The organism is Lysinibacillus pakistanensis (assembly GCF_030123245.1).
Lineage (GTDB): Bacteria > Bacillota > Bacilli > Bacillales_A > Planococcaceae > Lysinibacillus > Lysinibacillus pakistanensis.
Map to the genome: position 1 here is coordinate 1,232,395 of NZ_CP126101.1, position 23,015 is coordinate 1,255,409.

At 38.1% G+C, this 23,015-nt stretch carries 23 protein-coding genes; all 23 read left to right on the top strand.

Going from position 1 to position 23,015, the window contains the following annotated elements:
• Positions 1-151: 151 nt before the first annotated feature.
• A complete protein-coding gene (gene rimM / locus QNH24_RS05740) occupies positions 152-667 on the top strand; it encodes a ribosome maturation factor RimM (protein ID WP_283871141.1) in 516 nt (171 codons plus the stop codon).
• The gene (trmD, locus tag QNH24_RS05745; protein ID WP_283872755.1) at positions 667-1,404 is read left to right on the top strand and encodes a tRNA (guanosine(37)-N1)-methyltransferase TrmD; all 738 of its coding nucleotides are present in this window, start codon (positions 667-669) and stop codon (positions 1,402-1,404) included. The genes rimM and trmD overlap by 1 nt, the downstream gene beginning before the upstream one ends.
• Positions 1,405-1,521: 117 nt before the next feature.
• A complete protein-coding gene (gene rplS / locus QNH24_RS05750; protein WP_054770625.1) occupies positions 1,522-1,866 on the top strand; it encodes a 50S ribosomal protein L19 in 345 nt (114 codons plus the stop codon).
• A 106-nt stretch (positions 1,867-1,972) separates the two neighbouring features.
• Entirely contained in the window at positions 1,973-2,536 is a 564-nt protein-coding gene (gene lepB / locus QNH24_RS05755) for a signal peptidase I (protein ID WP_283871142.1), read from the top strand.
• A 60-nt stretch (positions 2,537-2,596) separates the two neighbouring features.
• Positions 2,597-3,472 carry a ribosome biogenesis GTPase YlqF gene (gene ylqF, locus QNH24_RS05760; protein ID WP_283871143.1) on the top strand — a complete coding sequence of 292 codons (876 nt, stop codon included), beginning with the start codon at positions 2,597-2,599 and terminating at the stop codon, positions 3,470-3,472.
• A 295-nt stretch (positions 3,473-3,767) separates the two neighbouring features.
• Entirely contained in the window at positions 3,768-4,523 is a 756-nt protein-coding gene (gene rnhB, locus QNH24_RS05765; RefSeq protein ID WP_283871144.1) for a ribonuclease HII, read from the top strand.
• Positions 4,524-4,527: 4 nt separating this feature from the next.
• The gene (locus QNH24_RS05770) at positions 4,528-6,420 is read left to right on the top strand and encodes a TP0910 N-terminal domain-containing protein (protein WP_283871145.1); all 1,893 of its coding nucleotides are present in this window, start codon (positions 4,528-4,530) and stop codon (positions 6,418-6,420) included.
• A complete protein-coding gene (locus QNH24_RS05775) occupies positions 6,417-6,713 on the top strand; it encodes an EscU/YscU/HrcU family type III secretion system export apparatus switch protein (protein ID WP_283871146.1) in 297 nt (98 codons plus the stop codon). The genes QNH24_RS05770 and QNH24_RS05775 overlap by 4 nt, the downstream gene beginning before the upstream one ends.
• Positions 6,714-6,881: 168 nt before the next feature.
• Positions 6,882-8,042 (top strand): ADP-forming succinate--CoA ligase subunit beta, encoded by a 1,161-nt coding sequence (gene sucC, locus QNH24_RS05780; protein ID WP_283871147.1) that lies wholly within the window; start codon positions 6,882-6,884, stop codon positions 8,040-8,042.
• A 17-nt stretch (positions 8,043-8,059) separates the two neighbouring features.
• Positions 8,060-8,962, top strand: a complete 903-nt coding sequence (sucD, locus tag QNH24_RS05785; protein ID WP_283871148.1) for a succinate--CoA ligase subunit alpha — start codon at positions 8,060-8,062, stop codon at positions 8,960-8,962.
• Between the two features lie 152 nt (positions 8,963-9,114).
• Positions 9,115-10,011 (top strand): DNA-processing protein DprA, encoded by an 897-nt coding sequence (dprA, locus tag QNH24_RS05790; protein WP_283871149.1) that lies wholly within the window; start codon positions 9,115-9,117, stop codon positions 10,009-10,011.
• Positions 10,012-10,102: 91 nt separating this feature from the next.
• The gene (topA, locus tag QNH24_RS05795; protein ID WP_283871151.1) at positions 10,103-12,181 is read left to right on the top strand and encodes a type I DNA topoisomerase; all 2,079 of its coding nucleotides are present in this window, start codon (positions 10,103-10,105) and stop codon (positions 12,179-12,181) included.
• Positions 12,182-12,199: 18 nt separating this feature from the next.
• The gene (gene trmFO, locus QNH24_RS05800) at positions 12,200-13,513 is read left to right on the top strand and encodes an FADH(2)-oxidizing methylenetetrahydrofolate--tRNA-(uracil(54)-C(5))-methyltransferase TrmFO (RefSeq protein WP_283871153.1); all 1,314 of its coding nucleotides are present in this window, start codon (positions 12,200-12,202) and stop codon (positions 13,511-13,513) included.
• A gap of 262 nt (positions 13,514-13,775) precedes the next feature.
• A complete protein-coding gene (gene xerC, locus QNH24_RS05805) occupies positions 13,776-14,675 on the top strand; it encodes a tyrosine recombinase XerC (protein ID WP_283871154.1) in 900 nt (299 codons plus the stop codon).
• 21 nt (positions 14,676-14,696) lie between these two features.
• On the top strand, positions 14,697-15,242 hold the full coding sequence (hslV, locus tag QNH24_RS05810) for an ATP-dependent protease subunit HslV (RefSeq protein ID WP_283871155.1): 546 nt from the start codon (positions 14,697-14,699) through the stop codon (positions 15,240-15,242).
• Complete coding sequence (gene hslU / locus QNH24_RS05815; RefSeq protein WP_283871156.1) at positions 15,242-16,642, top strand: ATP-dependent protease ATPase subunit HslU; 1,401 nt, start codon at positions 15,242-15,244, stop codon at positions 16,640-16,642. The genes hslV and hslU overlap by 1 nt, the downstream gene beginning before the upstream one ends.
• Before the next feature lie 87 nt (positions 16,643-16,729).
• Positions 16,730-17,509 (top strand): GTP-sensing pleiotropic transcriptional regulator CodY, encoded by a 780-nt coding sequence (gene codY / locus QNH24_RS05820; RefSeq protein WP_283871157.1) that lies wholly within the window; start codon positions 16,730-16,732, stop codon positions 17,507-17,509.
• Positions 17,510-18,297: 788 nt separating this feature from the next.
• Positions 18,298-18,690: a flagellar basal body rod protein FlgB gene (gene flgB, locus QNH24_RS05825; RefSeq protein WP_283871158.1), complete on the top strand. Its 393-nt coding sequence runs from the start codon at positions 18,298-18,300 to the stop codon at positions 18,688-18,690.
• Between the two features lie 3 nt (positions 18,691-18,693).
• On the top strand, positions 18,694-19,155 hold the full coding sequence (gene flgC, locus QNH24_RS05830) for a flagellar basal body rod protein FlgC (RefSeq protein WP_283871159.1): 462 nt from the start codon (positions 18,694-18,696) through the stop codon (positions 19,153-19,155).
• A 23-nt stretch (positions 19,156-19,178) separates the two neighbouring features.
• Positions 19,179-19,484, top strand: coding sequence for a flagellar hook-basal body complex protein FliE (gene fliE, locus QNH24_RS05835; protein ID WP_054770630.1), 306 nt, complete (start codon positions 19,179-19,181; stop codon positions 19,482-19,484).
• Positions 19,485-19,606: 122 nt separating this feature from the next.
• Positions 19,607-21,202 (top strand): flagellar basal-body MS-ring/collar protein FliF, encoded by a 1,596-nt coding sequence (gene fliF, locus QNH24_RS05840; protein ID WP_283871160.1) that lies wholly within the window; start codon positions 19,607-19,609, stop codon positions 21,200-21,202.
• A gap of 15 nt (positions 21,203-21,217) precedes the next feature.
• Complete coding sequence (gene fliG, locus QNH24_RS05845; protein ID WP_053594207.1) at positions 21,218-22,231, top strand: flagellar motor switch protein FliG; 1,014 nt, start codon at positions 21,218-21,220, stop codon at positions 22,229-22,231.
• Positions 22,224-23,012, top strand: coding sequence for a flagellar assembly protein FliH (gene fliH, locus QNH24_RS05850; RefSeq protein WP_283871161.1), 789 nt, complete (start codon positions 22,224-22,226; stop codon positions 23,010-23,012). Before fliG ends, fliH begins: the two co-directional genes overlap by 8 nt.
• Positions 23,013-23,015 lie beyond the last annotated feature (3 nt).

Here is a 23,015-nt window from a genome sequence, read left to right on the forward strand (position 1 = left end):
TGGTTCCTTTTCAGTGGGTATCCAAACACCTACTGAATGAAGATAAAGCCCCTGGCAGATGTCACGGATTTTCAAAGGAATGAATTGTGCGTGCACAATTCAAAATCCGGACGCAATTACGCCAAGGCGAAATTGATATGAGGTGAAATTTGTGGAATGGTTTAATGTAGGTCGTATAGTCAATACGCACGGAATTCGTGGCGAGGTGCGAGTTTTATCAACAACAGATTTTGAAGAAGAACGATTTGCAGTCGGGAATAGACTTGCAGCATTTAAAAAAGATGATAAAAAACCAACATGGGTAACAATTGAATCCATACGTCGTCATAAAAATTTTATTTTATTAACATTTGAAGGCATGGACAATATTAATATGGTGGAGCCTTTTAAAGAAGGTCTGTTAAAAGTAACGAAGGACCAAATGACAGATGATTTATTACAGGAAAACGAATTTTTCTTTCATGAGATTATTGGCTGTGAGATTGTTTCTGAAGAAGGAGAAAAGATTGGTGTAGTGTCTGATATTCTTCAAACAGGTGCCAATGATGTATGGGTGGTAAAGGGTGCTAAAAAAGAGCATTACATTCCATATATCGAAGACATCGTCAAGGAAATTAATGTTGATGACAAAAGAATTGTGATTCATGTAATGGATGGTCTACTATGATGAATATTCATGTATTAAGTCTGTTTCCTGATATGTTTGCAGGCGTCTTTGGTGCCTCAATATTGAAGAAAGCGCAGGAAAAAGGCGCTGTTCAGCTAGAAGTGACTGATATTCGAGCGTTTTCAGGTAACAAGCATAATCAAGTGGATGATTATCCCTATGGCGGTGGTGCAGGCATGGTATTAAAGCCTGAGCCAATGTTTAGCGCTGTTGAGACAATTACAGCTGGGAAAAGTCCTCGAATCATTTTAATGTGTCCACAAGGAGAACGCTTTACTCAAAGAAAGGCTGAAGAGCTAGCACAGGAAAAGGAGCTTGTTTTTTTATGTGGTCATTATGAAGGCTACGATGAACGCATTCGGCAACATCTTGTCACAGACGAGATTTCTATTGGAGATTTCGTTTTAACCGGTGGAGAGCTAGGAGCTATGACGGTTATTGATAGTGTTGTACGATTACTACCTGGCGTTTTAGGGCAGGAGGAGTCCCATATACAAGATTCATTTTCCACAGGCCTTTTAGAGCACCCTCATTATACGCGACCAGCTGATTTTCACGGAATGAAGGTACCTGATGTTTTACTATCAGGCAATCACGCAAAAATTGAGCAGTGGCGTGAAGAGCAGTCACTCAAAAGAACCTTGGAGCGTCGCCCAGATTTACTAGAAAACTATCCATTAACAGATAAACAAAAAGTGTATATAGAAAAACTGAAAAACAACCATAAAGATGCTTGATTGCTTTTTATATTTGTGATAACATCTAATCTGTACTTCTATGTGAAGTACTGAATTACGGTGTTCCGCTGTGACATAAATTGCGTGCAAGAGCATCTGTCTAAGGAGAGAAAAACAATGTCAAACATTATTGCAGAAATTACAAAAGCTCAGCTTCGCACTGATCTACCAGCTTTCCGTCCTGGTGATACTGTTAAAGTACACGTGAAAGTAGTAGAGGGTACTCGTGAACGTATCCAAGTATACGAAGGTGTAGTTATTAAACGTCGTGGTGGCGGTATTAGCGAAACTTTCACAGTTCGTAAAATTTCTTACGGTGTAGGTGTTGAACGTACTTTCCCTGTACACACACCAAAAATCGCTAACTTAGAAGTTGTACGTCGTGGTAAAGTACGTCGTGCTAAACTTTACTACCTACGTAACCTACGTGGTAAAGCTGCTCGTATTAAAGAAATTCGATAATTATGGCTTAAAAGTGAGGGGCTTGTATTGCAAGCTCCTTTTCTTTTTGCTTGTCATCTTAAATAGCTATCATCTAAAATGAGGATAGACAAGGGGGCAAATCTCGATGGAAAAAAAAGTGAAGGAAAAGAATGAATTATGGGAATGGACGAAGGCACTTCTTATTGCATTTGCGATCGCAGCAATTATTCGTTATTTTTTATTTACACCGATTGCAGTAGATGGTGAGTCTATGATGCCAACCCTTGAAAATGGCGACCGTATGATTGTGAACAAAATTGGCTATAAAATAGGAGAGCCGAAACGCTTTGATATAGTTGTGTTCCATGCTCCAGAGAAGAAAAACTATATTAAACGTGTTATTGGGCTACCTGGAGAGACATTAGAATATAAAAATGATCAATTATATATAAATGGTGAACCTATCGATGAGCCCTATTTAGATGCCTACAAATCACAGATTACTGAAGGTACATTAACAGAAGATTTTTCATTAAAAGATATTGGTGTAAACCTTGAGGAAATTCCAGAAGGCTATGTGTTTGTTATGGGAGATAATCGTCGATACAGTAAGGATAGTCGTCATATTGGACTTGTTGATCAGAAAGAGATTATTGGGAATACAAGTCTAATTTTCTGGCCGTTTAGTGATATAAAAATTGTAAAGTAATGCAATGCAAGAAAGGGAGAACTTACACTCCCTTTTTCTTTTAGTTTAGGAGGTATAGATATGACTATACAATGGTTTCCAGGGCATATGGCAAAGGCCCGAAGAGAAGTAACAGAAAAATTAAAGCTTGTGGATATTATATTCGAATTAATTGATGCACGTTTACCATTATCCTCACGGAATCCAATGATAGACGAAGTTATCAATCAAAAGCCGCGTCTTCTTATCTTAAATAAATCAGATATGGCTGATGAGCAGGAAACACGGAAGTGGGTAGATTATTTTGCACAGCGTGGTCATAAGGCAGTGGCCATCAATTCTCTTGAAGGCAAAGGCTTACAATTGGTAACGAAAGCAGCACAAGAAATTTTAAAAGAAAAATTCGAGCGTATGAAAGCGCGTGGGATGAAGCCTAGAGCAATCCGTGCGATGATTGTCGGTATTCCGAACGTAGGAAAATCAACGCTAATCAATCGCCTAGCTAAAAAAAATATTGCGAAAACAGGAAATACGCCGGGGGTAACAAAGGCCCAGCAATGGATAAAAGTTGGGAAGGAGCTTGAATTACTTGATACGCCAGGTATTTTATGGCCAAAATTCGAAGATCAGGAAGTAGGCTATAAATTGGCATTAACCGGTGCTATAAAAGATACTATAACAAATATGGAAGACTTAGCTGTCTATGGGTTGCGCTTTTTATCTATTCACTATCCAAAGCGTATGGAGGAGCGCTATGGCTTTGAGTTTCTCCATGAGGATTTAGTGGAAACCTTCGATCATATCGGTAAGCTTCGTCGTGTCTTTGGACAAGGCGGCGAAATTGATTATGACCAAGTAGCTCAATTAATCGTACGTGATATTCGTGGCTTACAATTAGGCAAACTAACATTTGATTTTGTTGATGAGCAACTGGAAAAAGAGGCAACAGAAGAATAGAAGGATATAAAACGGCTGTCGAGAAAATGAAGAATCTCGACAGCTGTTTTTTTACGATTGAATACCACGAATAGCTTTTAGGGTGCTTGAGATTGCATTACCCTCTGAGGGGAGGGAGCTATTCGCCGATATAGATAGCTAGCATACAGGCAATTTTTTAAACGACATATAATTTTACAAAAGTGTGAAAGAATTGTAAGGAAATGCATTTCTTTCCTTACAAGCCCTATCTTTCTTTTGTTATATAATTAAAAAAACAAGCCGATATACATAAGAGAGATGAGGTAATACTACAATGCAAACAATAAAAGAAATTACAACTGCTTTAAAAGCCGCTACAGCACATGAGCCGTGGATGGATACCGTCCAGCAAGATGGACGAACAGGCGTACAGAAAGCGTGGCAGCAGTTTTTAAAGCGCATGGAAAAAAAGCAGCAATTACAACGGGAGCACGATGCGAAAATTGCATTTGATGCACAATTTGGCCAGTTAGTCGCGGGCATAGACGAGGCTGGGCGTGGTCCATTAGCAGGCCCTGTCGTTACCGCAGCCGTAATTCTACCTGAAAATTGTCAGGCATTGCTAGGCTTAAATGATTCTAAACAACTGTCAAAAGAAACAAGAGAAAAAATGAGTAAGTTAGTAAAAGAGCATGCAATAAGCTATAGCATACATTTTCAAAATACTAAAGTAATTGATGACATCAATATTTATGAGGCAACGAAACAATCAATGGTCACAAGTATAGAGACACTAAAAATAAAACCGAATTTTGTTATAGCAGATGCCATGACACTGCCAATCAATTTACCACAGAAATCGATTATTAAAGGGGATGCACAAAGCTTAGCGATTGCTGCCGCTTCTATTTTGGCGAAAACGGCGCGTGACGAATATATGGAGAAGCTTGCACAAGACTTTCCGCAGTATGGCTTTGAGCAACATGCAGGCTATGGCACAAAACAGCATTTAGAGGCACTTGCTAAGTATGGACCGACGATTCATCACCGAGCAAGTTTTGAACCGATAAAATCTATGATGAAGGGGTAATGATATGACATCTACATCATTTAATCCAATTGCAGCACAAACACAGGCGCTTTCAACGAATCAACCGTTAGCGATGAAACAGGGTCAACTATTTCATGGAACAGTTAAGCAGCTTTATCCAGATCAAATGGCCGAGATACAGGTTGGTCAACATAAGTTTGTTGCTAAGCTTGAAGCACCGCTAAAAGCAGGAGACACACATTTCTTTCAGGTAACAGGCACAAGTCCCCAAACGGAACTAAAAGTGGTGACAGGCCCGATGGTACAAACGGCTTCTTCAAGTCAGCAAATCAATCAATTACTTGAATCTATGAATTTGCCAAAGACACCTGAAATGCAACAGCTTCTAGCTCATTTTATGAAGGCGGAATTACCGATTTCAAAAGAGCAGCTGATGCAGGCAGAAATGTGGTTAAAGGCTTTACCTGAAGGTATTACTAAAATGGATGCTCTACAAGCTATTCAAAAAATGGTAGAGCTAAAAATGCCGATGACGAATGAAATTTTTCAAGCACTTATTAGTGGGCAAAAAACTACAGGGATGAATTCCGTTATGGAAAACTTTACTCAAGTTTTAGCAAAGGATACATCTTTACCAGAAAGCCTAAGGCAAAATCTAATGCAACAAGTACAGGCAATTGCAAAGCCATTTGAGGTAGAAACAGGTGGTTTAGTACTCGCGAAGTCCATTCAATTACTAACGAGTGAAGCTGCTTCGATGAGTGAAAAGATTCAAGCTTTGAATATTTTAAAAGAGGCAGGGATAGTGCCTCAACAAGCTACTTTACAAAATTGGTCAAATCTGAACGCAGCCAAGTCTGGTCAACCAATTCCACCTCAACAGGCAGGACAAGTTATTCAAACAATTTTAACGACAAGCCCTGAAGATAAAAATCAGCTTATCAACGACCTAAAATCATGGACAGCCAACCAAAGCCTATTAACGAATGAGCAAAAACAGCAAATTAATCAATTAATCGATAGGCTAAACCAAATACCAGCTACTAAACAAACATTAGAGATTTTTGCGAAGCAGATGCAGGAACAACTCATAAAAGCATTTGCACAGAATGCTTCAGATCGTTTATTCACACAGGATAGTAATGCTCTTTCAGTAAAGGATCATTTATTATCATTATTAAAAAATGATGTAATTACTCCATTACAGAGCGAAGTATGGATGAGAAATCTTATGAAAAGTAGTGTAGAATCCCCACAATCTTTCATTCAGCAAATGGTTACACAGGCAGATGCACAGGTGCAAAACTCAATGGATAATAAAGCAATGGAGCACGCTCTTAAAACGGTATTGAAGAATCTAGGTATTAGCTATGAGGCTGCACTTAATAATAAATCTGCGGATTTACAAGTGATTGCACATCAATTAAAGCCTCAACTTCATACACTCTTGCAGGATGCCCAAATTACACCCCAGTTGAAGGAAGCGGCAGAAATGTTAATGGCTCGTATGAATGGCATGCAGCTTGTATCTGGAGAGAATGGGCATCAGCATCAACTTATTATGCAAGTACCGCTAGAATTCTTCGGCAGAAAAATGGATGCAACACTACAATGGAATGGACGTATGAAGGAAGATGGAAAAATAGATGCCAATTATGCGCGTATTTTATTTTATTTACAAATGGAATCAATGAAAGAAACTGTAATTGATATGCAGGTTCAAAATCGTGTCGTAACAGTGACAGTATTTAATGAAAATAATGACGTTGTTCCTCTTGCAGAACCATTAAAAGCAGCATTAAAAATTGGCTTAGCAGAAAAAAATTATCAACTTTCAGGAGTATTTATTAAACAATTTGAAAAAGCTAAACCTGAAAAAATAACCGCTGTAGTAGAACAGCAGGAGGAACATAATGGGGTGGATTTCCGCGTATGAGTGAAGAAAAATTTACTCGAAAAGAGGCTATCGCGCTCACATATAAGCTAGGTCGTTTTGATAGTCCAAAAGTCGTAGCAAAAGGAAAAGGGAAAATAGCAGAAAATATTTTAGCACGAGCAAATGAGCACAATGTGCCGATTTATGAGGACCCGAACCTCGTTCAATTACTTGGGCAATTAGATTTAAATGAGTCAATACCTGAAGAATTGTATCAAGCTGTCGCTGAAGTTTTTGCATTTATTTATCATTTAGATCAACAACATGCGCAAAAAAATAGAAAAGATAAATGATTCTGATAGTTTGAAAAATCTGTTTTAGTACACGAAGTAGAAGAAAATGTCATAACAAGAGAGAAAATTCGAACAAAAGACAAAGTGTAGACTTTATCAGAATCTTTCGTTAGAATAGATTATGTTAGTAAAACAATTTTATGCAAATGTTTGATGGGAGGATGTATTATGAATATCCATGAATATCAAGGGAAAGAGATTCTGAGAAAGTATGGTGTAGCTGTACCAAATGGAAAAGTAGCTTTTTCCCCTGATGAGGCAGTGAAAGTAGCGAAGGAACTTGGCTCTAATGTAACGGTAGTCAAGGCGCAAATTCATGCAGGTGGACGCGGTAAGGCGGGCGGTGTAAAAATCGCTAAAAACCTTGACGAGGTGCGTACGTACGCAAAGGAATTACTAGGAAAAATTTTAGTGACTCATCAAACAGGTCCTGAAGGAAAAGAAGTAAAACGCTTATATATTGAAGAGGGTTCTGATATTCAAAAAGAGTACTATTTAAGTTTAGTATTAGACCGCGCAACATCCCGTGTGACAATGATGGGTTCTGAAGAGGGCGGCATGGATATTGAAGAGGTAGCGGAAGCACATCCAGAAAAAATCTTCAAAGAAGTTGTAGATCCAGTCGTTGGATTAACAGGCTTCCAAGCACGTCGTATGGCGTTTAATATGAATATTCCAGCAAACCTTGTAGGGAAAGCTGTTAAATTAATGTTAGGCTTATATCAAGCATTTATCGATAAGGATGCTTCAATTGTCGAAATCAATCCGCTTGTTGTCACTGGACAAGGAGATGTATTAGCTCTAGATGCTAAATTTAATTTCGATGCAAATGCATTATATCGTCATAAAGATATTGTCGAATTACGCGACTTTGATGAAGAGGATGCAAAGGAAATCGAAGCATCTAAATATGACCTTAGTTATATTTCACTAGATGGCAACATTGGCTGTATGGTTAATGGTGCTGGACTTGCTATGGCTACAATGGACACAATTAGCTATTACGGCGGAAGCCCCGCTAACTTCCTTGATGTAGGTGGCGGTGCAACAGCTGAAAAAGTAACAGAGGCTTTCAAAATTATCCTTTCTGATCCTCACGTAAAAGGCATTTTCGTGAACATTTTTGGCGGAATTATGAAATGTAACATTATCGCTGAAGGTGTGGTAACAGCTGCTAAAGAAATTGGCTTAGCTGTGCCATTAGTTGTACGTTTAGAAGGTACAAATGTAGAACTTGGAAAAGAAATTTTAAATGCATCTGGTTTAAACATCGTTGCAGCGGATTCAATGGCTGACGGTGCACAAAAAATTGTGGGACTAGTAGGCTAAGGAAGGCAGGGAGAATAATGGCTGTATTTATTAATAAAGATACGAAGGTAATTGTACAAGGGATTACAGGCGAAACAGCGCTTTTCCATACAAAACAAATGCTTGAGTACGGTACTAAAATCGTAGCAGGTGTAACACCAGGTAAAGGTGGTCTTGAAATCGAAGGAGTACCTGTATTCAATACAGTAGCAGAAGCAGTAGCTGCAACAGGTGCAACTACATCAGTTATTTATGTACCAGCTCCATTTGCTGCAGATGCAATTCTAGAAGCTGTAGATGCTGAATTAGAATTAACAATCTGTATAACAGAACATATACCTGTCCTTGATATGGTAAAGGTTAAACGTTATATGGAAGGTAAAAAAACTCGCCTTGTAGGACCAAACTGTCCAGGAGTTATTACAGCAGATGAATGTAAAATTGGTATCATGCCTGGCTATATTCATACAAAAGGACATGTAGGAGTGGTTTCTCGCTCTGGAACATTAACATATGAGGCAGTTCACCAATTAACGCAAGAGGGTATTGGTCAAACTACAGCTGTTGGTATTGGTGGAGACCCTGTCAATGGTACAAACTTTATCGATGTATTAGAAGCCTTCAATAATGACCCAGAAACATATGCAGTCGTGATGATTGGAGAAATTGGTGGTACTGCTGAAGAGGAAGCTGCTGAATGGATTAAAGCAAATATGACGAAACCTGTCGTTGGCTTTATCGGTGGACAAACTGCACCCCCAGGAAAACGTATGGGCCATGCTGGTGCTATTATTTCTGGTGGTAAAGGTACAGCCGCTGAAAAAATCAAGGCTATGAATGCTGCTGGTATTGAAGTAGCAGAAACGCCATCTGTCATTGGTGAAACACTTATTAAAGTAATTAAAGAAAAAGGGCTATACGAAAAGTGTAAAACCCATTAAAATGGAAGATGTAGCACATTGTGGCTACATCTTTTTCTTTTACTTTATTTGGACATAAATTAAAGTACTTCTCCTGCCTTGCTCAATATTGATTAATGAAAATTAAGATTGCGGTCATTTATCTTTCTTCTATATTAAAAGGAGGTTTTTAAATGATCTTTTCAGTCGATACACAAAGATTACTAGCTTTGCATTATATTTACCCGTTACCACTTCAAAAACTTCAGCAATTACTGTCTCCAGTAGATCTATTAAGTTATTTTGAAGAAGCAACCCCCAATGAGATCGCAAATGCATTGCAAATATCATCGCACAAAGCCTTGCAAATTTCTCGAAGTTTTCGACAAATTATGACATGGTCGTTTGAAGAGGCATATGAACGTTCCCATATTTTCCCCATACCTTTTCATCATCCTTTTTATCCAGCGCAATTATTTGAAATCTCCAGCCCACCTACTGTATTGTATGTGAAAGGTCAGTATTTGCAATTAATGAAAGGAAAACAAGTAGCTGTAATAGGCTCTAGAAAGGCTACAGCTTATACAAAAACAGCGATGGACTTAATTGTCCCACCTCTCGTTGAACATGGGTATACGATAGTGAGCGGGCTTGCAAAAGGTGCAGATACGATGGCTCATGAAGCAACTATAAAAATTGGTGGGCAGACAATTGCAGTGCTTGGTCATGGTTTTAATTATGTATATCCAAAGGAAAACAAAGCCTTGGCAAATAGTATGGCGGAGCATCATTTATTAGTTACCGAGTATCCACCTTACATGAAGCCGGAGAAATGGCATTTTCCTATGCGTAACCGTATCATCAGTGGCCTGTCTCAAGCATTAGTTGTCACAGAAGCTTCATTAAGAAGTGGTACGCTTATTACAACGGAATGTGCACTAGAGCAGGGAAAAGATGTATTTGTTGTGCCAGGTCCAATTGATGCTGAGCAATCAAAAGGGACGAATAGATTACTGGTAGAAGGAGCTATTCCAGTATGTAATGGTCATGAAATCGTTGCATCACTTGCACTCTTTTCTAACAAAAATTGAAAAAAAGTTGCATTATCTTAAAATCTGTTATACATTTTGCAACAGGTAACTTAAAAAATTAGCAATAGACCTCGCTAAGGGGGAGACATAGATGGCGGATTATTTAGTGATTGTAGAATCACCAGCAAAAGCAAAAACAATTGAACGTTATTTAGGAAAAAAATATAAAGTGAAAGCGTCAATCGGACATGTTCGTGACTTACCACGTAGTCAGATGGGCGTTAGTGCTGAAAATAACTTTGAGCCTAAATATATTACTATTCGTGGTAAAGGGCCTGTTTTACAGGAATTAAAGACTGCAGCTAAAAAAGTGAAGAAAGTCTATCTAGCGGCCGATCCAGACCGCGAGGGAGAAGCGATTGCTTGGCACCTTGCGACTGCGTTAAATATTGATATTCATTCAGATTGTCGTGTTGTATTTAACGAAATAACAAAAGATGCAATTATAGAATCTTTTAAAAATCCACGTCCTATTAATATGGATCTTGTAGATGCACAGCAAACAAGACGTATATTGGACAGACTTGTTGGCTATAACATTAGTCCAATTCTTTGGAAAAAGGTTAAAAAGGGATTATCAGCAGGACGCGTTCAATCTGTAGCACTGCGCATGATTATTGATCGTGAAAATGAAATTAAAAATTTCCAACCTGAAGAGTATTGGACAATTGAGGGCTCTTTTGAGAAGGGGAAAAAAACGTTTGATGCACTTTACTATGGTAATGGCAAAGACAAAATTAAATTAACAAATGAAGAACAGGTAAAGGCTATATTAAAAGATGTAAAGGGTACTGATTTTAATGTAGTCAATGTTTCTAAGAAAGAGCGTAAACGAAATGCCGCACCAGCCTTTACGACATCTTCATTACAGCAAGAAGCGGCACGTAAGTTAAATTTCCGTGCGAAGAAGACAATGATGTTGGCACAACAATTATATGAAGGAATTGATATTGGTAAAAAAGAGGGAACTGTCGGTTTAATTACCTATATGCGTACTGATTCAACTCGTATTTCAGATACTGCAAAAGCGGAAGCGATTGCATACATTGAATCGAAATACGGAAAAGAATATATCTCAACAGATACGAAGCAGGCAAAAAAAGCATCAAATGCACAGGATGCCCATGAGGCGATTCGTCCAACTAGCACAATGCGTTCTCCGGATGAATTAAAAGCAGTTCTAAGTCGTGATCAATTACGCTTATATCGTTTAATTTGGGAACGCTTTATCGCAAGCCAGATGGCACCGGCTATACTTGATACAGTTGCTGTAGACCTTCAAAATGGTGATGTTTTATTCCGTGCAAATGGCTCACAAGTTAAATTTGCAGGCTTTATGAAGCTGTATATTGAAGGTACTGATGATCAGACAGAGGAAACTACAAAGCTTTTACCTGAAATGGAAGTTGGCGATCAAGTAAAGTCTCTTGAAATCGAGCCAAAGCAACATTTTACTCAGCCACCACCACGTTATTCAGAGGCGCGTCTTGTAAAAACAATGGAAGAGCTAGGTATAGGGCGCCCGTCCACATATGCACCGACCCTCGATACAATTCAGCGCCGTGGCTATGTCGTGTTAGATGCAAAGCGATTTATGCCAACAGAGCTAGGAGAAATCGTGCACCAACTCGTACTAGAATTTTTCCCTGATATCATAAACATCGAATTCACAGCACAAATGGAGCAAGATTTAGATGATATTGAAGAAGGTAGTCGGCAATGGAAAAATGTTGTAGAAGAGTTTTATAAAGATTTTGAGGTTCATGTAAAATATGCAGATGAGGCGATGGAAAAGGTTGTTATTAAAGATGAGCCGGCTGGCGAAGATTGTGAGCTTTGTGGGTCACCAATGGTCTTTAAACTAGGAAGATATGGGAAATTTATGGCTTGTTCAAACTTCCCGGATTGTCGCAATACTAAAGCGATTATGAAGCCAATTGGCGTAAAATGTCCTTCGTGCGAAACTGGTGAGATTGTAGAGCGTAAAAGTAAAACAAAGCGTTTATTCTATGGCTGTAATCAGTACCCTGAGTGTGAATTTGTTTCATGGGACAAGCCAATTAGTAGACCATGTCCAAAATGTAGTGCATTATTAGTAGAGAAAAAAATTAAAAAAGGTGTACAAATTCAGTGTACGAAATGTGACTATGAAGAAGCACCAACACAATGATAGAAAGATGGTAAGCACATGACGGAACAAGTAGTAAATGTAATAGGAGCGGGCCTTGCAGGAAGCGAAGCGGCTTGGCAAATTGCCAAACGTGGTGTGAAAGTTAAACTTTATGAAATGCGTCCAGTAAAGCAAACACCAGCTCATCATACCGATAAATTTGCCGAGCTTGTATGTTCAAATTCTTTGCGTGCGAATGGTTTAACAAATGCTGTAGGCGTTATTAAAGAAGAAATGCGTATGCTAGATTCTGTTATCTTAAAGGCGGCAGACCAATGTTCAGTACCTGCTGGGGGTGCATTAGCAGTAGACCGTCACGAATTTGCTGGATATGTGACTGAGAAGGTGAAAAACCATCCGCTTGTGGAAGTTATTCATGAAGAGGTCACAGAAATTCCAGAAGGTATAACAGTTATTGCAACAGGACCTTTAACATCAAAAGCCTTAGCTGAAAAAATTCAAGGCTTAACAGGATTAGATTATCTTTATTTTTATGATGCAGCTGCACCTATCATCGAAAAAGATAGTATAGATATGGATAAAGTATATTTAAAATCCCGTTATGATAAAGGGGAGGCAGCCTATTTAAACTGTCCTATGACAAAGGAGGAGTTTGATCGTTTCCGCCAAGCATTAATTGAAGCGGAAGTTGTACCTTTGAAAGAATTTGAAAAGGAAATTTACTTTGAGGGATGTATGCCAATTGAAGTAATGGCAGCTCGTGGGGAGAAAACAATGTTATTTGGACCGATGAAACCAGTAGGTCTTGAAGATCCGAAGACAGGAAAGCGCCCGTATGCAGTTGTCCAATTACGCCAAGATGATGCTGCGGGTACTCTTTATAATATTGTTGGCTTCCAAACGCATTTAAAATGGGGACCACAGAAAGAAGTATTGCAGCTAATTCCTGGGTTAGAAAATGTGGAAATCGTTCGTTATGGTGTGATGCATAGAAATACCTTTATAAATTCACCGAAGGTATTAGAGAAAACTTATCAACTTCGTGAACAAAAAAATATTTTCTTTGCTGGTCAAATGACAGGTGTTGAAGGGTATGTTGAGTCAGCTGGTAGTGGACTAATTGCAGGGATTAATGCTGCTCGTTTAGCATTGGGGCAGGACCCAATTATTTTCCCATTCGAAACAGCATTAGGCAGTATGGCGCGTTATATAACAGAAGCGCAAGCAAAAAACTTCCAACCGATGAATGTTAACTTTGGAATTTTCCCTGAATTACCACCAGGTCGTCGTTCCAAACCAGAGCGTGCTGAGATGCATGCTAACCGTGCAATAAGCACAATTTGTAATTTTGTGAATTCACAAACAATTTAATTGCAATAAGCCTCTAAAAGTTGTTATACTCTTAGAGGCTTTTGTTTTTTTGTAGACAAAATGCTGATTAACACGTATTTTATTATTTTGTATGGAGATTTTCTCAAAATATAACCATTATCACTTGCTATATTATGTAGATAGGTATAGTGTCAGTATGTATGTTTGTTAACGATCGGTAACTGATAAGCTTATCCATTTAAATTGTAAGTGTTCGTCATTTGAGAAGATTATTAATAATTCATTGGTGGTGAATCTTTTCATGTTAGTTTCGTCCCAAGATGCACTTGAACAGTTCATGCTTTACATCCAGGTAGAAAAGAACTTCTCTGTTCATACGGTGCGAGAATATGAATCAGACCTACTAGATTTTTTAACCTTTTTACAGGCAGAGGGTGTCAACGATTTAGCTAGTGTTGAGTATATACATGCACGTCTTTATGTAACAAAGTTGTACGATGAAAAAAGAGCAAGATCTTCAGTATCTAGAAAAATATCTTCCATACGCTCCTTTTTTCGTTTTCTAAATAGACAGTTCGGCATAGATGATGGAGCATTTCGTTCACTTTATCATCCGAAAAAAGAAGCACGCTTACCAAGTTTTTTCTACGAAGAGGAATTAATGCAGCTATTTGAAGCAAATACTGGTGATGATTTGAAATCAATCAGAAATATGGCTATATTAGAGCTGTTATATGCGACAGGAATTCGTGTGAGTGAACTAACTTCAATTCAAGTGAAGGATGTAGATTTTCATTATTCAATTATTCGAGTAATGGGAAAAGGACGAAAAGAGCGTATTATTCCATTCGGTCAGTTTGCGAGTTTAGCGATGCAGGTTTACATAGAGCAAGCTCGTCCACGATTGATGAAAAAAACAAGTCATCAGCAATTGTTTGTCAACATGCGTGGTGGGGAACTTACTCCTAGAGGGGTACGTCATATTTTAACAGAAATGATTGACAAAGCCTCACTCCATACGAAAATATATCCTCATATGCTTCGTCATACTTTTGCTACACATTTATTGAATAATGGCGCAGATTTACGTACGGTGCAGGAATTATTAGGCCACGCACATTTATCTTCTACGCAGGTTTACACACATGTAACGAAAGAGCATCTTCGTCAAACATATATGAATGCTCATCCAAGGGCATAATAGAGCTAAGGAGGAAGACGAATGGGACAAATTCATGCGACAACGATATTTGCAGTTCATCATAATGGGGGCTGCGCAATGGCTGGTGATGGTCAAGTGACCTTAGGAAATGCAGTTGTGATGAAAGGTACGGCTAGGAAGGTCAGACGTCTGTTTAATGGGCAAGTCCTTGCTGGTTTTGCTGGATCAGTTGCCGATGCCTTTACACTTTTTGAAATGTTTGAAGGAAAGTTAAATGAATACAATGGTAATTTACAACGTGCAGCCGTAGAAGTTGCGAAGCAATGGCGTGGTGATAAAATGCTGCGCCAGTTGGAGGCAATGCTCCTTGTAATGGATAAAAGCACACTTCTTCTTGTTTCTGGGACTGGAGAAGTTATTGAACCTGATGATGGAATATTAGCAATTGGTTCTGGTGGAAACTATGCATTATCTGCTGGTCGAGCACTGAAAAAATATGCGGGCGAAACAATGTCTGCTCGTGAAATTGCTGAAGCAGCACTCGAAACTGCTGCTGAAATATGTGTATTTACGAATCATAATATTATCGTGGAGGCGCTGAGCTAATGACGCAAAATAATTTAACGCCAAGACAAATCACTGAGCATCTGGACCGTTATATTGTAGGACAAAATGAAGCAAAGCGAGCAGTTGCTATTGCCTTACGTAATCGTTATCGCCGCTCGCTGTTAAATGATGACATGAAGGCAGAGGTTATTCCAAAAAATATCTTAATGATAGGGCCAACAGGTGTCGGAAAAACAGAAATTGCAAGAAGAATTGCAAAGTTAACGAATGCACCATTTGTCAAAGTTGAAGCAACAAAATTTACAGAAGTAGGCTATGTTGGACGTGACGTAGAGTCTATGGTACGTGATGTTGTAGAAGCTTCTCATCGACTTGTAAAAGAAGAGATGATGGAGTCTGTGAAAGAGCAGGCGGAAGAATTAGCGAATGAGGCAATCGTTAAATTATTGGTTCCCTCCTTGCGAAAAAAACAATCGATGCAAAATCCTTTCGAAATGCTGTTTGGTGGCAAAGATCAGCAGTCAACTGATGAAAACTCATCTGAAGAGACTGAGGTGCGTTCAAAACGTGCACAAATCGCGATTGATTTACGTAATGGTAAATTAGAAAACGAGTGGATTACCATTGAAGTAACAGAGCAAAGTCCTTCTATTTTTGATGCATTACAAGGAACGGGTATGGATATGTCTGCTAATAGTGGTATGCAAGATATGCTATCTAGCTTGATGCCTAAAAAAACGAAAAAACGCAGAGTCCAAGTGAAGGATGCGCGACGCATTTTAACAATTGAGGAAGCGAACAAACTTATAGATGCAGATGAAGTTGCACAAGAAGCCATAGTAAGAGCTGAGCAATCAGGCATTATCTTTATTGATGAGATTGATAAAATTGCTAGTAAAGAAAGTAACTCTTCTGCGAATGTATCTCGAGAAGGTGTACAGCGTGATATACTGCCAATCGTGGAGGGATCTACAGTTACTACAAAGTATGGCGCTGTGAAAACAGACTATATGCTCTTTGTTGCTGCAGGAGCATTCCATATGTCAAAGCCATCCGATTTAATTCCTGAACTACAGGGGCGTTTCCCAATTCGGGTAGAACTTGAGAAATTAACGAAGCAAGATTTTGTCCGTATTTTGCAAGAGCCAGATCAATCGCTTATTTTGCAGTATAAGGCATTATTAGAAACAGAAGGTGTAGAGATTAACTTTACGGAAGATGCTATTGAACGTATTGCTGAAATTGCAACTGAGGTCAATCAAGAAACGGATAATATTGGAGCCCGACGTTTGCATACGATTTTAGAGCGCTTGCTCGAGGAATTATCGTTTGAGGCATCAGAGATTGCACCTGCGAATATTCCGATCACTGCCGCATATGTTGATCAAAAACTAGCGGGTATAGTAAAAAACAAAGATTTGTCACAGTTTATATTGTAAGATAAAGCTGAATAGTACCATTCAGTTGTAAAAACCTTTAGAATAGTAAGAAAATACTCTTTGGACCATTTATAGGAGGAACATATAATGAATTTATTAGAAAAAACACGTAAAATTAACTCAATGCTTCAAGCATCTGCTGGTAAACCGGTAAACTTTAAGGAAATGGCTGACACACTAGGTGATATTATAGATAGCAATGTTTACATTGTGAGCCGTAAAGGAAAGCTTTTAGGCATTTCCATCCATCAGCAAATAGAAAATGAGCGAATGAAGAAGATGTTTGAAGAGCGTCAATTCCCTGAAGAGTATACACATAGCTTGTTTACAATTTCAGAAACATCATCAAATCTAGATATAAATAATGAGCATACTGCTTTCCCAGTAGAAAATAAAGAGTTATTCCAAAATGCGCTAACAACTATTGTGCCAATCGTTGGTGGTGGAGAACGCCTTGGAACATTAATTCTTGCACGTTTATCTGCACAATTTGAGGATGATGATTTAATTTTAGCTGAATATGGTGCAACAGTAGTTGGCATGGAAATTTTACGTGAGAAATCAGAAGAAATTGAAGAAGAAGCTCGTAGTCGAGCAGTTGTACAAATGGCGATTAATTCACTTTCTTACAGTGAGCTAGAAGCCATTGAACACATCTTTGAAGAACTTGATGGTAACGAAGGGTTACTAGTTGCTTCTAAAATTGCAGACCGAGTAGGAATTACACGTTCAGTGATTGTAAATGCATTACGTAAACTAGAATCAGCAGGTGTTATCGAATCTCGCTCTCTAGGGATGAAAGGTACTTATATTAAAGTGCTAAATGATAAGTTTCTAAATGCATTAGCAGAAATTAAAATGAAATAAGCTAAAATTTCCTTGCGTTTTTTTAGGAACTGTAAAAGGTATCTGGAGTAGTTTTCCAGATACCTTTTGAAATTTTAAGAAATACTAGTAGCGATGATTGCGCACAATACTTCCTTCATCCTCTATAGGTAGCCCAAGATTCTTTCATATCTCAGCAGATAATAAAGGGGACCTTTTCGAGCTAGCTTGGAAAAATCCAAACACAATTGCGCTGGGGCGTAAATAACAATTAAATTAATCTTTGTGAAAGGTTTTGCCTTTTAAATGTGGGTAATTTTCGTTTTCCTGACGGGGCATCGAGCAAATTAGGAATGTATCCAAAATTGAATGCTGTTTGATATTTTCAAAAGGCAATATATATATCTTCATAACATTGACACTTTTTTGTTACTAATAGTATAAAAATAAAGGCTGGTTTTAATTTATTTGTCATATTGCAACTAAGCTGTTTAATCCATTCTATTTAGTGATTGACATAGTAAAAATGGACTTGGAATTTGGTTCTAAGTCAATGACGAAAAAGCGAAAAAAAGGAAATATTCAATACTGAAACCGTAAACACTGTCGAAATAGTGTAAAATAACTAGAAGTAACTTGAAACTCTTTGAAGGTAGATGGATCAAGGGGTTCGGGAGTTTTGTTACGGTTAACGGCAAGAAAAAATAGGGCGTATCTACTATTAAAAAATGACAAAAGACAATAGACACTACGTATCATCTTAATTACAATTGTATTATTGGATAAATTAAGAAATACATAGAATTGAAATAAAAATGAGGTGAATGGTTTTGAACTTATTTGGAGGAACTATTAGTAGCCTGGAAAACGGACTTTCCTATGCAACTTTAAATCATAAAACAATTGCCAATAATATTGCAAATGTTGATACGCCGAATTATAAGGCGAAAAGTGTTAGCTTTAAGGATATGTTAGAAGAAGAAAAACAAATATCAATTTCAGCATATCGTACCGATAGCAGACATTATGATTTTTCGATTCATCAATCTACACCTGGTGTGAATAATATTGATGGCCTACGATATCGAAATAATGGTAATGGTGTTGATATGGATGCTGAACAGGCGAAATTAGCAGAAAATCAAATTTATTATAATGCTTTAATTGACCGTGTTAATGGTAAATTAAATACATTAAATACTGTTATAAAAGGAGGTAAGTAATAAATGTCTATTTTTTATGGAATGAATACCACTGCCTCAGCTTTAACAGCACAGCGTTTACGAATGGATGTCATTTCTTCGAATATGGCTAATATGGATTCTACGCGTGCTAGACAAGTAAATGGAGAGTGGGAGCCCTACCGCCGTAAGTCAGTAACATTTACAGCTCAAGAGGGTCAGTTTTCAAAATTTTTCAATGTTGCTCTAGGCAAAAACGCAAAAAGCGGCGTCGGCAACGGCGTAAAAGTAACACAAATAAAAGAAGATAGAGAAACACCTTTCAAACTTGTGTATGATCCAACTCATCCAGATGCAAACGCAGATGGCTATGTAAACATGCCAAATGTGGATCCATTAAGGGAAATGGTAGATTTAATGTCAGCTACTCGTTCTTATGAGGCAAACGTAACTGTATTTAATGCAAATAAATCTATGCTGACAAAGGCTTTAGAGATTGGTAAATAACTAAGAAGAAAGGAAGATACATAATGACAATTTCGTCCGTTTCACTAATGACACCAACCCAGGTTGTAAATCAAACAAATAAACTCCAGACGACACCTTATGAAGCACAGCAAAACTTTGCGAACTCTTTAAAAGAAGCAATAGCAAAAGTGAATGATCAGCAAATTACTTCTGATAATTTTACACAAAAGCTAATTACTGGTGGAGATGTAGAGTTGCATGAGGTGATGATTGCATCACAAAAAGCAAGCATTACATTAAATGCAACAATTGAAGTTCGCAATAAGGTGATTGAAGCTTACCAAGAAATAATGCGAATGAGTGTCTAGCTTTATCGACTAGTTGAACAGTTTGATAAAGATTATATCCCCAAAAAGCTTGTTTATGGGGATATCACTGTTTTCGCGAATTATTGATGGTTAGGTTATTCACTATAACCGGAGGATTCATAATGAATGAACGATTGACGAAAATAAAAAACGACACCAGCCAATTTTGGACAAGTCGTAGTAAAAAACAAAAGATTGTAATGATTGGATCCGTCATCGGAGTAATAGCACTAGCGGCAGTTATTACAATTTTTGCTACAAAGACTACATACGTACCTCTCTACAAAGATTTATCGACAAGAGAAATCGGGCAAGTAAAAGAAGCGTTGGATTCTCAAGGGGTCAAATATGAAATTGCCCCAGGTGGAACATCGATTTTAGTCCCGGAGGAACAAGTGGATTCCCTATTAGTACAATTAGCTTCAGAGGGATATCCGCAAACAGGTACAATTGATTATTCATTTGCGAACAGCTCTGGATTTGGTATGACAGATAATGAGTTTAATCTATTGAAAAAGGCAGCAACTGAAACAGAGATTGCTAAGCTCATTAAAAATCTTGAGGGTGTAAAAGATGCAAAAGTGATGATAAATGTACCTGAAAAGGGAGTATTCTTAAAAGAAGCTAACTTAGAAGAAGCCACTGCATCTATTGTTTTGAATACTGATCCAGGTTATAAATTTACAGAGCAGCAAATTTCAACAATGTATAATTTAGTAGCAAAAAGTGTTCCGAACTTAAATACGGATAATATTGTAATTTCCAACCAATTTTCTGAGTACTTTGATTTGAATGCTGCCACTGCTGATGGAGCTTCCACAACAACAGCTGAAGGTCAATTACAGGCAAAGAAATTGGTGGAGCGTGATCTTCAGCGTCAAGTGCAAAATATGCTTGGTACACTGATGGGGCAGGATAAAGTCATTGTTTCTGTAACAACAGACATTGATTTCAAAAAAGAAAATCGTGAAGAAAATCTAGTTTCGCCAGTTGATGAAGAAAATATGGCTGGAATTGCTATTAGTGCACAGCGCATTACAGAACAATATTCTGGTACTGGAGCTGCAGCCACTGGTACACCTGAAGCAGAAACAACAACAGATAACTTCACAACTTATAATGAAGGTGCGATGGGGAACGGGGATTATGAACGTACAGAGGAAACGATTAATAATGACGTAAACCGTATCCGTAAAGATATTCAAGAGGCACCTTATAAAATTCAAGATATTGGTATCCAAGTAATTGTAGAGCCACCAACAGCGACAGATGCAGCTTCATTACCTGATGGGGTTCGAGAAGATATTGAGAAAATTTTAAGCACTATTGTTCGTACAACGATTTCTAAGGATGTTGCAGCAGAGCTTACTCAAGAGCAAATTAATGAAAAAGTGGCTGTTTCAGTACAACCTTTAAATGGGAAAGCAACAGATGTGGCTGAAGAAACGCCTGTTATTCCATGGTGGGTTTGGGTCATTGGCGGTATCCTATTAGCTGTTATACTATTGCTGGCATTCTTCATTATCCGCTCACGTAAACGTGCGAAGGAAGAAGAGGAACTTAGCATCCTAGAAGAACAAGAAGAACTAATGATTGATGATATAAATGAAGAAATTGAAACGGAAGCTACAATGCGTCGTAAGCAGCTTGAAAAAATGGCAAAAGAAAAGCCAGACGATTTTGCAAAGTTACTGCGTAGTTGGATTGCTGAAGACTAACTAAGAGGTTCGGCTGTGTCCAAGAAAGATAAGGAATTAACCGGAAAACAAAAGGCCGCTCTCTTGTTAATTTCGTTGGGGCCTGAGGTTTCAGCTTCTGTCTATAAACATTTAACAGAGGAAGAAATTGAACGCTTAACATTAGAAATTTCAAGTGTTAAAAAGGTAGAAGCAAACGTTAAAGAGGAGATTATAGAGGAATTTCATAATATTGCTCTTGCACAAGACTATATTACACAAGGCGGTATTGGCTATGCAAAAACAGTATTGGAGAAAGCACTTGGTGTTGAACAAGCACAAACAATTATTAATCGTCTAACATCTTCATTACAGGTGCGTCCATTTGACTTTGCGCGTAGAGCTGATCCTGCACAAATTTTTAACTTTATCCAAAATGAGCATCCACAAACGATTGCCCTTATTCTATCTTATTTAGAAGCAGGGCAAGCTGGTGTGATTCTATCTTCATTACCACAAGAAGTACAGGCTGATATTGCCAAACGTATAGCAGTCATGGAATCAACATCGCCAGAAGTTATTAGCGAAATTGAGTCTGTCTTAGAGCGTAAATTATCGTCAACGGTTACACAAGATTACACAGAGACTGGCGGTATTGATGCAGTCGTTGAAGTATTAAACGGTGTAGATCGACAAACAGAAAAAACGATTTTGGATGCACTCGAAATTCAAGATCCAGAGCTTGCAGAGGAAATCAAAAAACGCATGTTTGTATTCGAGGATATTGTTACACTCGACAATCGTTCGATTCAGCGTGTTATTCGTGATTGTGAAAATGAAGACTTATTACTATCCATGAAAGTTTCAAGCGAAGAAGTCAAGGATATTATTTTCCGCAATATGTCACAACGTATGGCTGAAACCTTTAAAGAAGAAATGGAAATTATGGGACCTGTACGTTTACGTGATGTAGAGGAAGCACAATCTCGAATTGTTGCGGTAATTCGTCGCTTAGAGGATGCTGGTGAGATTATTATTGCACGTGGTGGAGGAGATGACGTCATTGTCTAGAATCATCCGTTCTATCTATACAGAGTCCAATGGCGATAATGTTAAAACGATAAAAATTCGTGATATGTTTGAAATACCCGAAATTGAAGGGGAAGAAACACCATTACAGAAACAAATTACGATTGAAGAAATTCTTGAAGAGCGAGACCGTATATTAGCAGAGGCGAGAGCCGAATTGCAGGCAGAACGTGAAGCTTTTGAACAGGAGAAGCAAATGTTCTTTCAGGAAATTGAGCATCTAAAGCGTAACTGGGAAGAAGAACGTCCTAATCGTGTGCAAGAGGCTTATGATGAAGGATTTGGTCAGGGGTATGAGGATGGGACGAACAAAGCCAATGAAGCGATGATGCAATCCCTCCAAACGGCCAATGAGGTTATCATCCATGCAAAGGAAAATGCAAGGAAATATATTGAGGATCAAGAAGAAGTCATATTAGAGCTGGGCTTAACAGCAGCAGAACGAATTATTGATGCATCCTTGGAGCGTGAAAATGAACTATTTGTTTCTATCGTTCGCAGAGGACTTAAAGAAGCAAGAGAAATGAAAGAAATAAAAATTTATGTTTCACCAACCTATTATGCATTAATTACTGCTAATCGTGATGAATTAGCTGAAATGTTCCCAACTGATGTCCCATTCATGATTTTTGTTAATGAAGATTTAGAACATGAAACGGATTGCTTTATTGAAACAAATCATGGCCGAATTGTTGTTAGCATTGATGAGCAATTGAATGAATTAAGATTAAAACTTTATGAAATATTAGAAAGTAAGGAATGATCT

What these genes read in the sequence shown, in the direction of transcription:
- sucD (WP_283871148.1), top strand. Translation starts at nt 8,060, where the DNA reads ATGGCTGTATTTATTAATAAAGATACGAAGGTAATTGTACAAGGGATT.
- QNH24_RS05775 (WP_283871146.1), top strand. Translation starts at nt 6,417, where the DNA reads ATGAGTGAAGAAAAATTTACTCGAAAAGAGGCTATCGCGCTCACATAT.
- dprA (WP_283871149.1), top strand. Translation starts at nt 9,115, where the DNA reads ATGATCTTTTCAGTCGATACACAAAGATTACTAGCTTTGCATTATATT.
- sucC (WP_283871147.1), top strand. Translation starts at nt 6,882, where the DNA reads ATGAATATCCATGAATATCAAGGGAAAGAGATTCTGAGAAAGTATGGT.
- hslU (WP_283871156.1), top strand. Translation starts at nt 15,242, where the DNA reads ATGACGCAAAATAATTTAACGCCAAGACAAATCACTGAGCATCTGGAC.
- topA (WP_283871151.1), top strand. Translation starts at nt 10,103, where the DNA reads ATGGCGGATTATTTAGTGATTGTAGAATCACCAGCAAAAGCAAAAACA.
- rnhB (WP_283871144.1), top strand. Translation starts at nt 3,768, where the DNA reads ATGCAAACAATAAAAGAAATTACAACTGCTTTAAAAGCCGCTACAGCA.
- fliE (WP_054770630.1), top strand. Translation starts at nt 19,179, where the DNA reads ATGACAATTTCGTCCGTTTCACTAATGACACCAACCCAGGTTGTAAAT.
- ylqF (WP_283871143.1), top strand. Translation starts at nt 2,597, where the DNA reads ATGACTATACAATGGTTTCCAGGGCATATGGCAAAGGCCCGAAGAGAA.
- xerC (WP_283871154.1), top strand. Translation starts at nt 13,776, where the DNA reads ATGTTAGTTTCGTCCCAAGATGCACTTGAACAGTTCATGCTTTACATC.
- rplS (WP_054770625.1), top strand. Translation starts at nt 1,522, where the DNA reads ATGTCAAACATTATTGCAGAAATTACAAAAGCTCAGCTTCGCACTGAT.
- QNH24_RS05770 (WP_283871145.1), top strand. Translation starts at nt 4,528, where the DNA reads ATGACATCTACATCATTTAATCCAATTGCAGCACAAACACAGGCGCTT.
- trmD (WP_283872755.1), top strand. Translation starts at nt 667, where the DNA reads ATGAATATTCATGTATTAAGTCTGTTTCCTGATATGTTTGCAGGCGTC.
- codY (WP_283871157.1), top strand. Translation starts at nt 16,730, where the DNA reads ATGAATTTATTAGAAAAAACACGTAAAATTAACTCAATGCTTCAAGCA.
- flgC (WP_283871159.1), top strand. Translation starts at nt 18,694, where the DNA reads ATGTCTATTTTTTATGGAATGAATACCACTGCCTCAGCTTTAACAGCA.
- hslV (WP_283871155.1), top strand. Translation starts at nt 14,697, where the DNA reads ATGGGACAAATTCATGCGACAACGATATTTGCAGTTCATCATAATGGG.
- trmFO (WP_283871153.1), top strand. Translation starts at nt 12,200, where the DNA reads ATGACGGAACAAGTAGTAAATGTAATAGGAGCGGGCCTTGCAGGAAGC.
- lepB (WP_283871142.1), top strand. Translation starts at nt 1,973, where the DNA reads ATGGAAAAAAAAGTGAAGGAAAAGAATGAATTATGGGAATGGACGAAG.
- fliF (WP_283871160.1), top strand. Translation starts at nt 19,607, where the DNA reads ATGAATGAACGATTGACGAAAATAAAAAACGACACCAGCCAATTTTGG.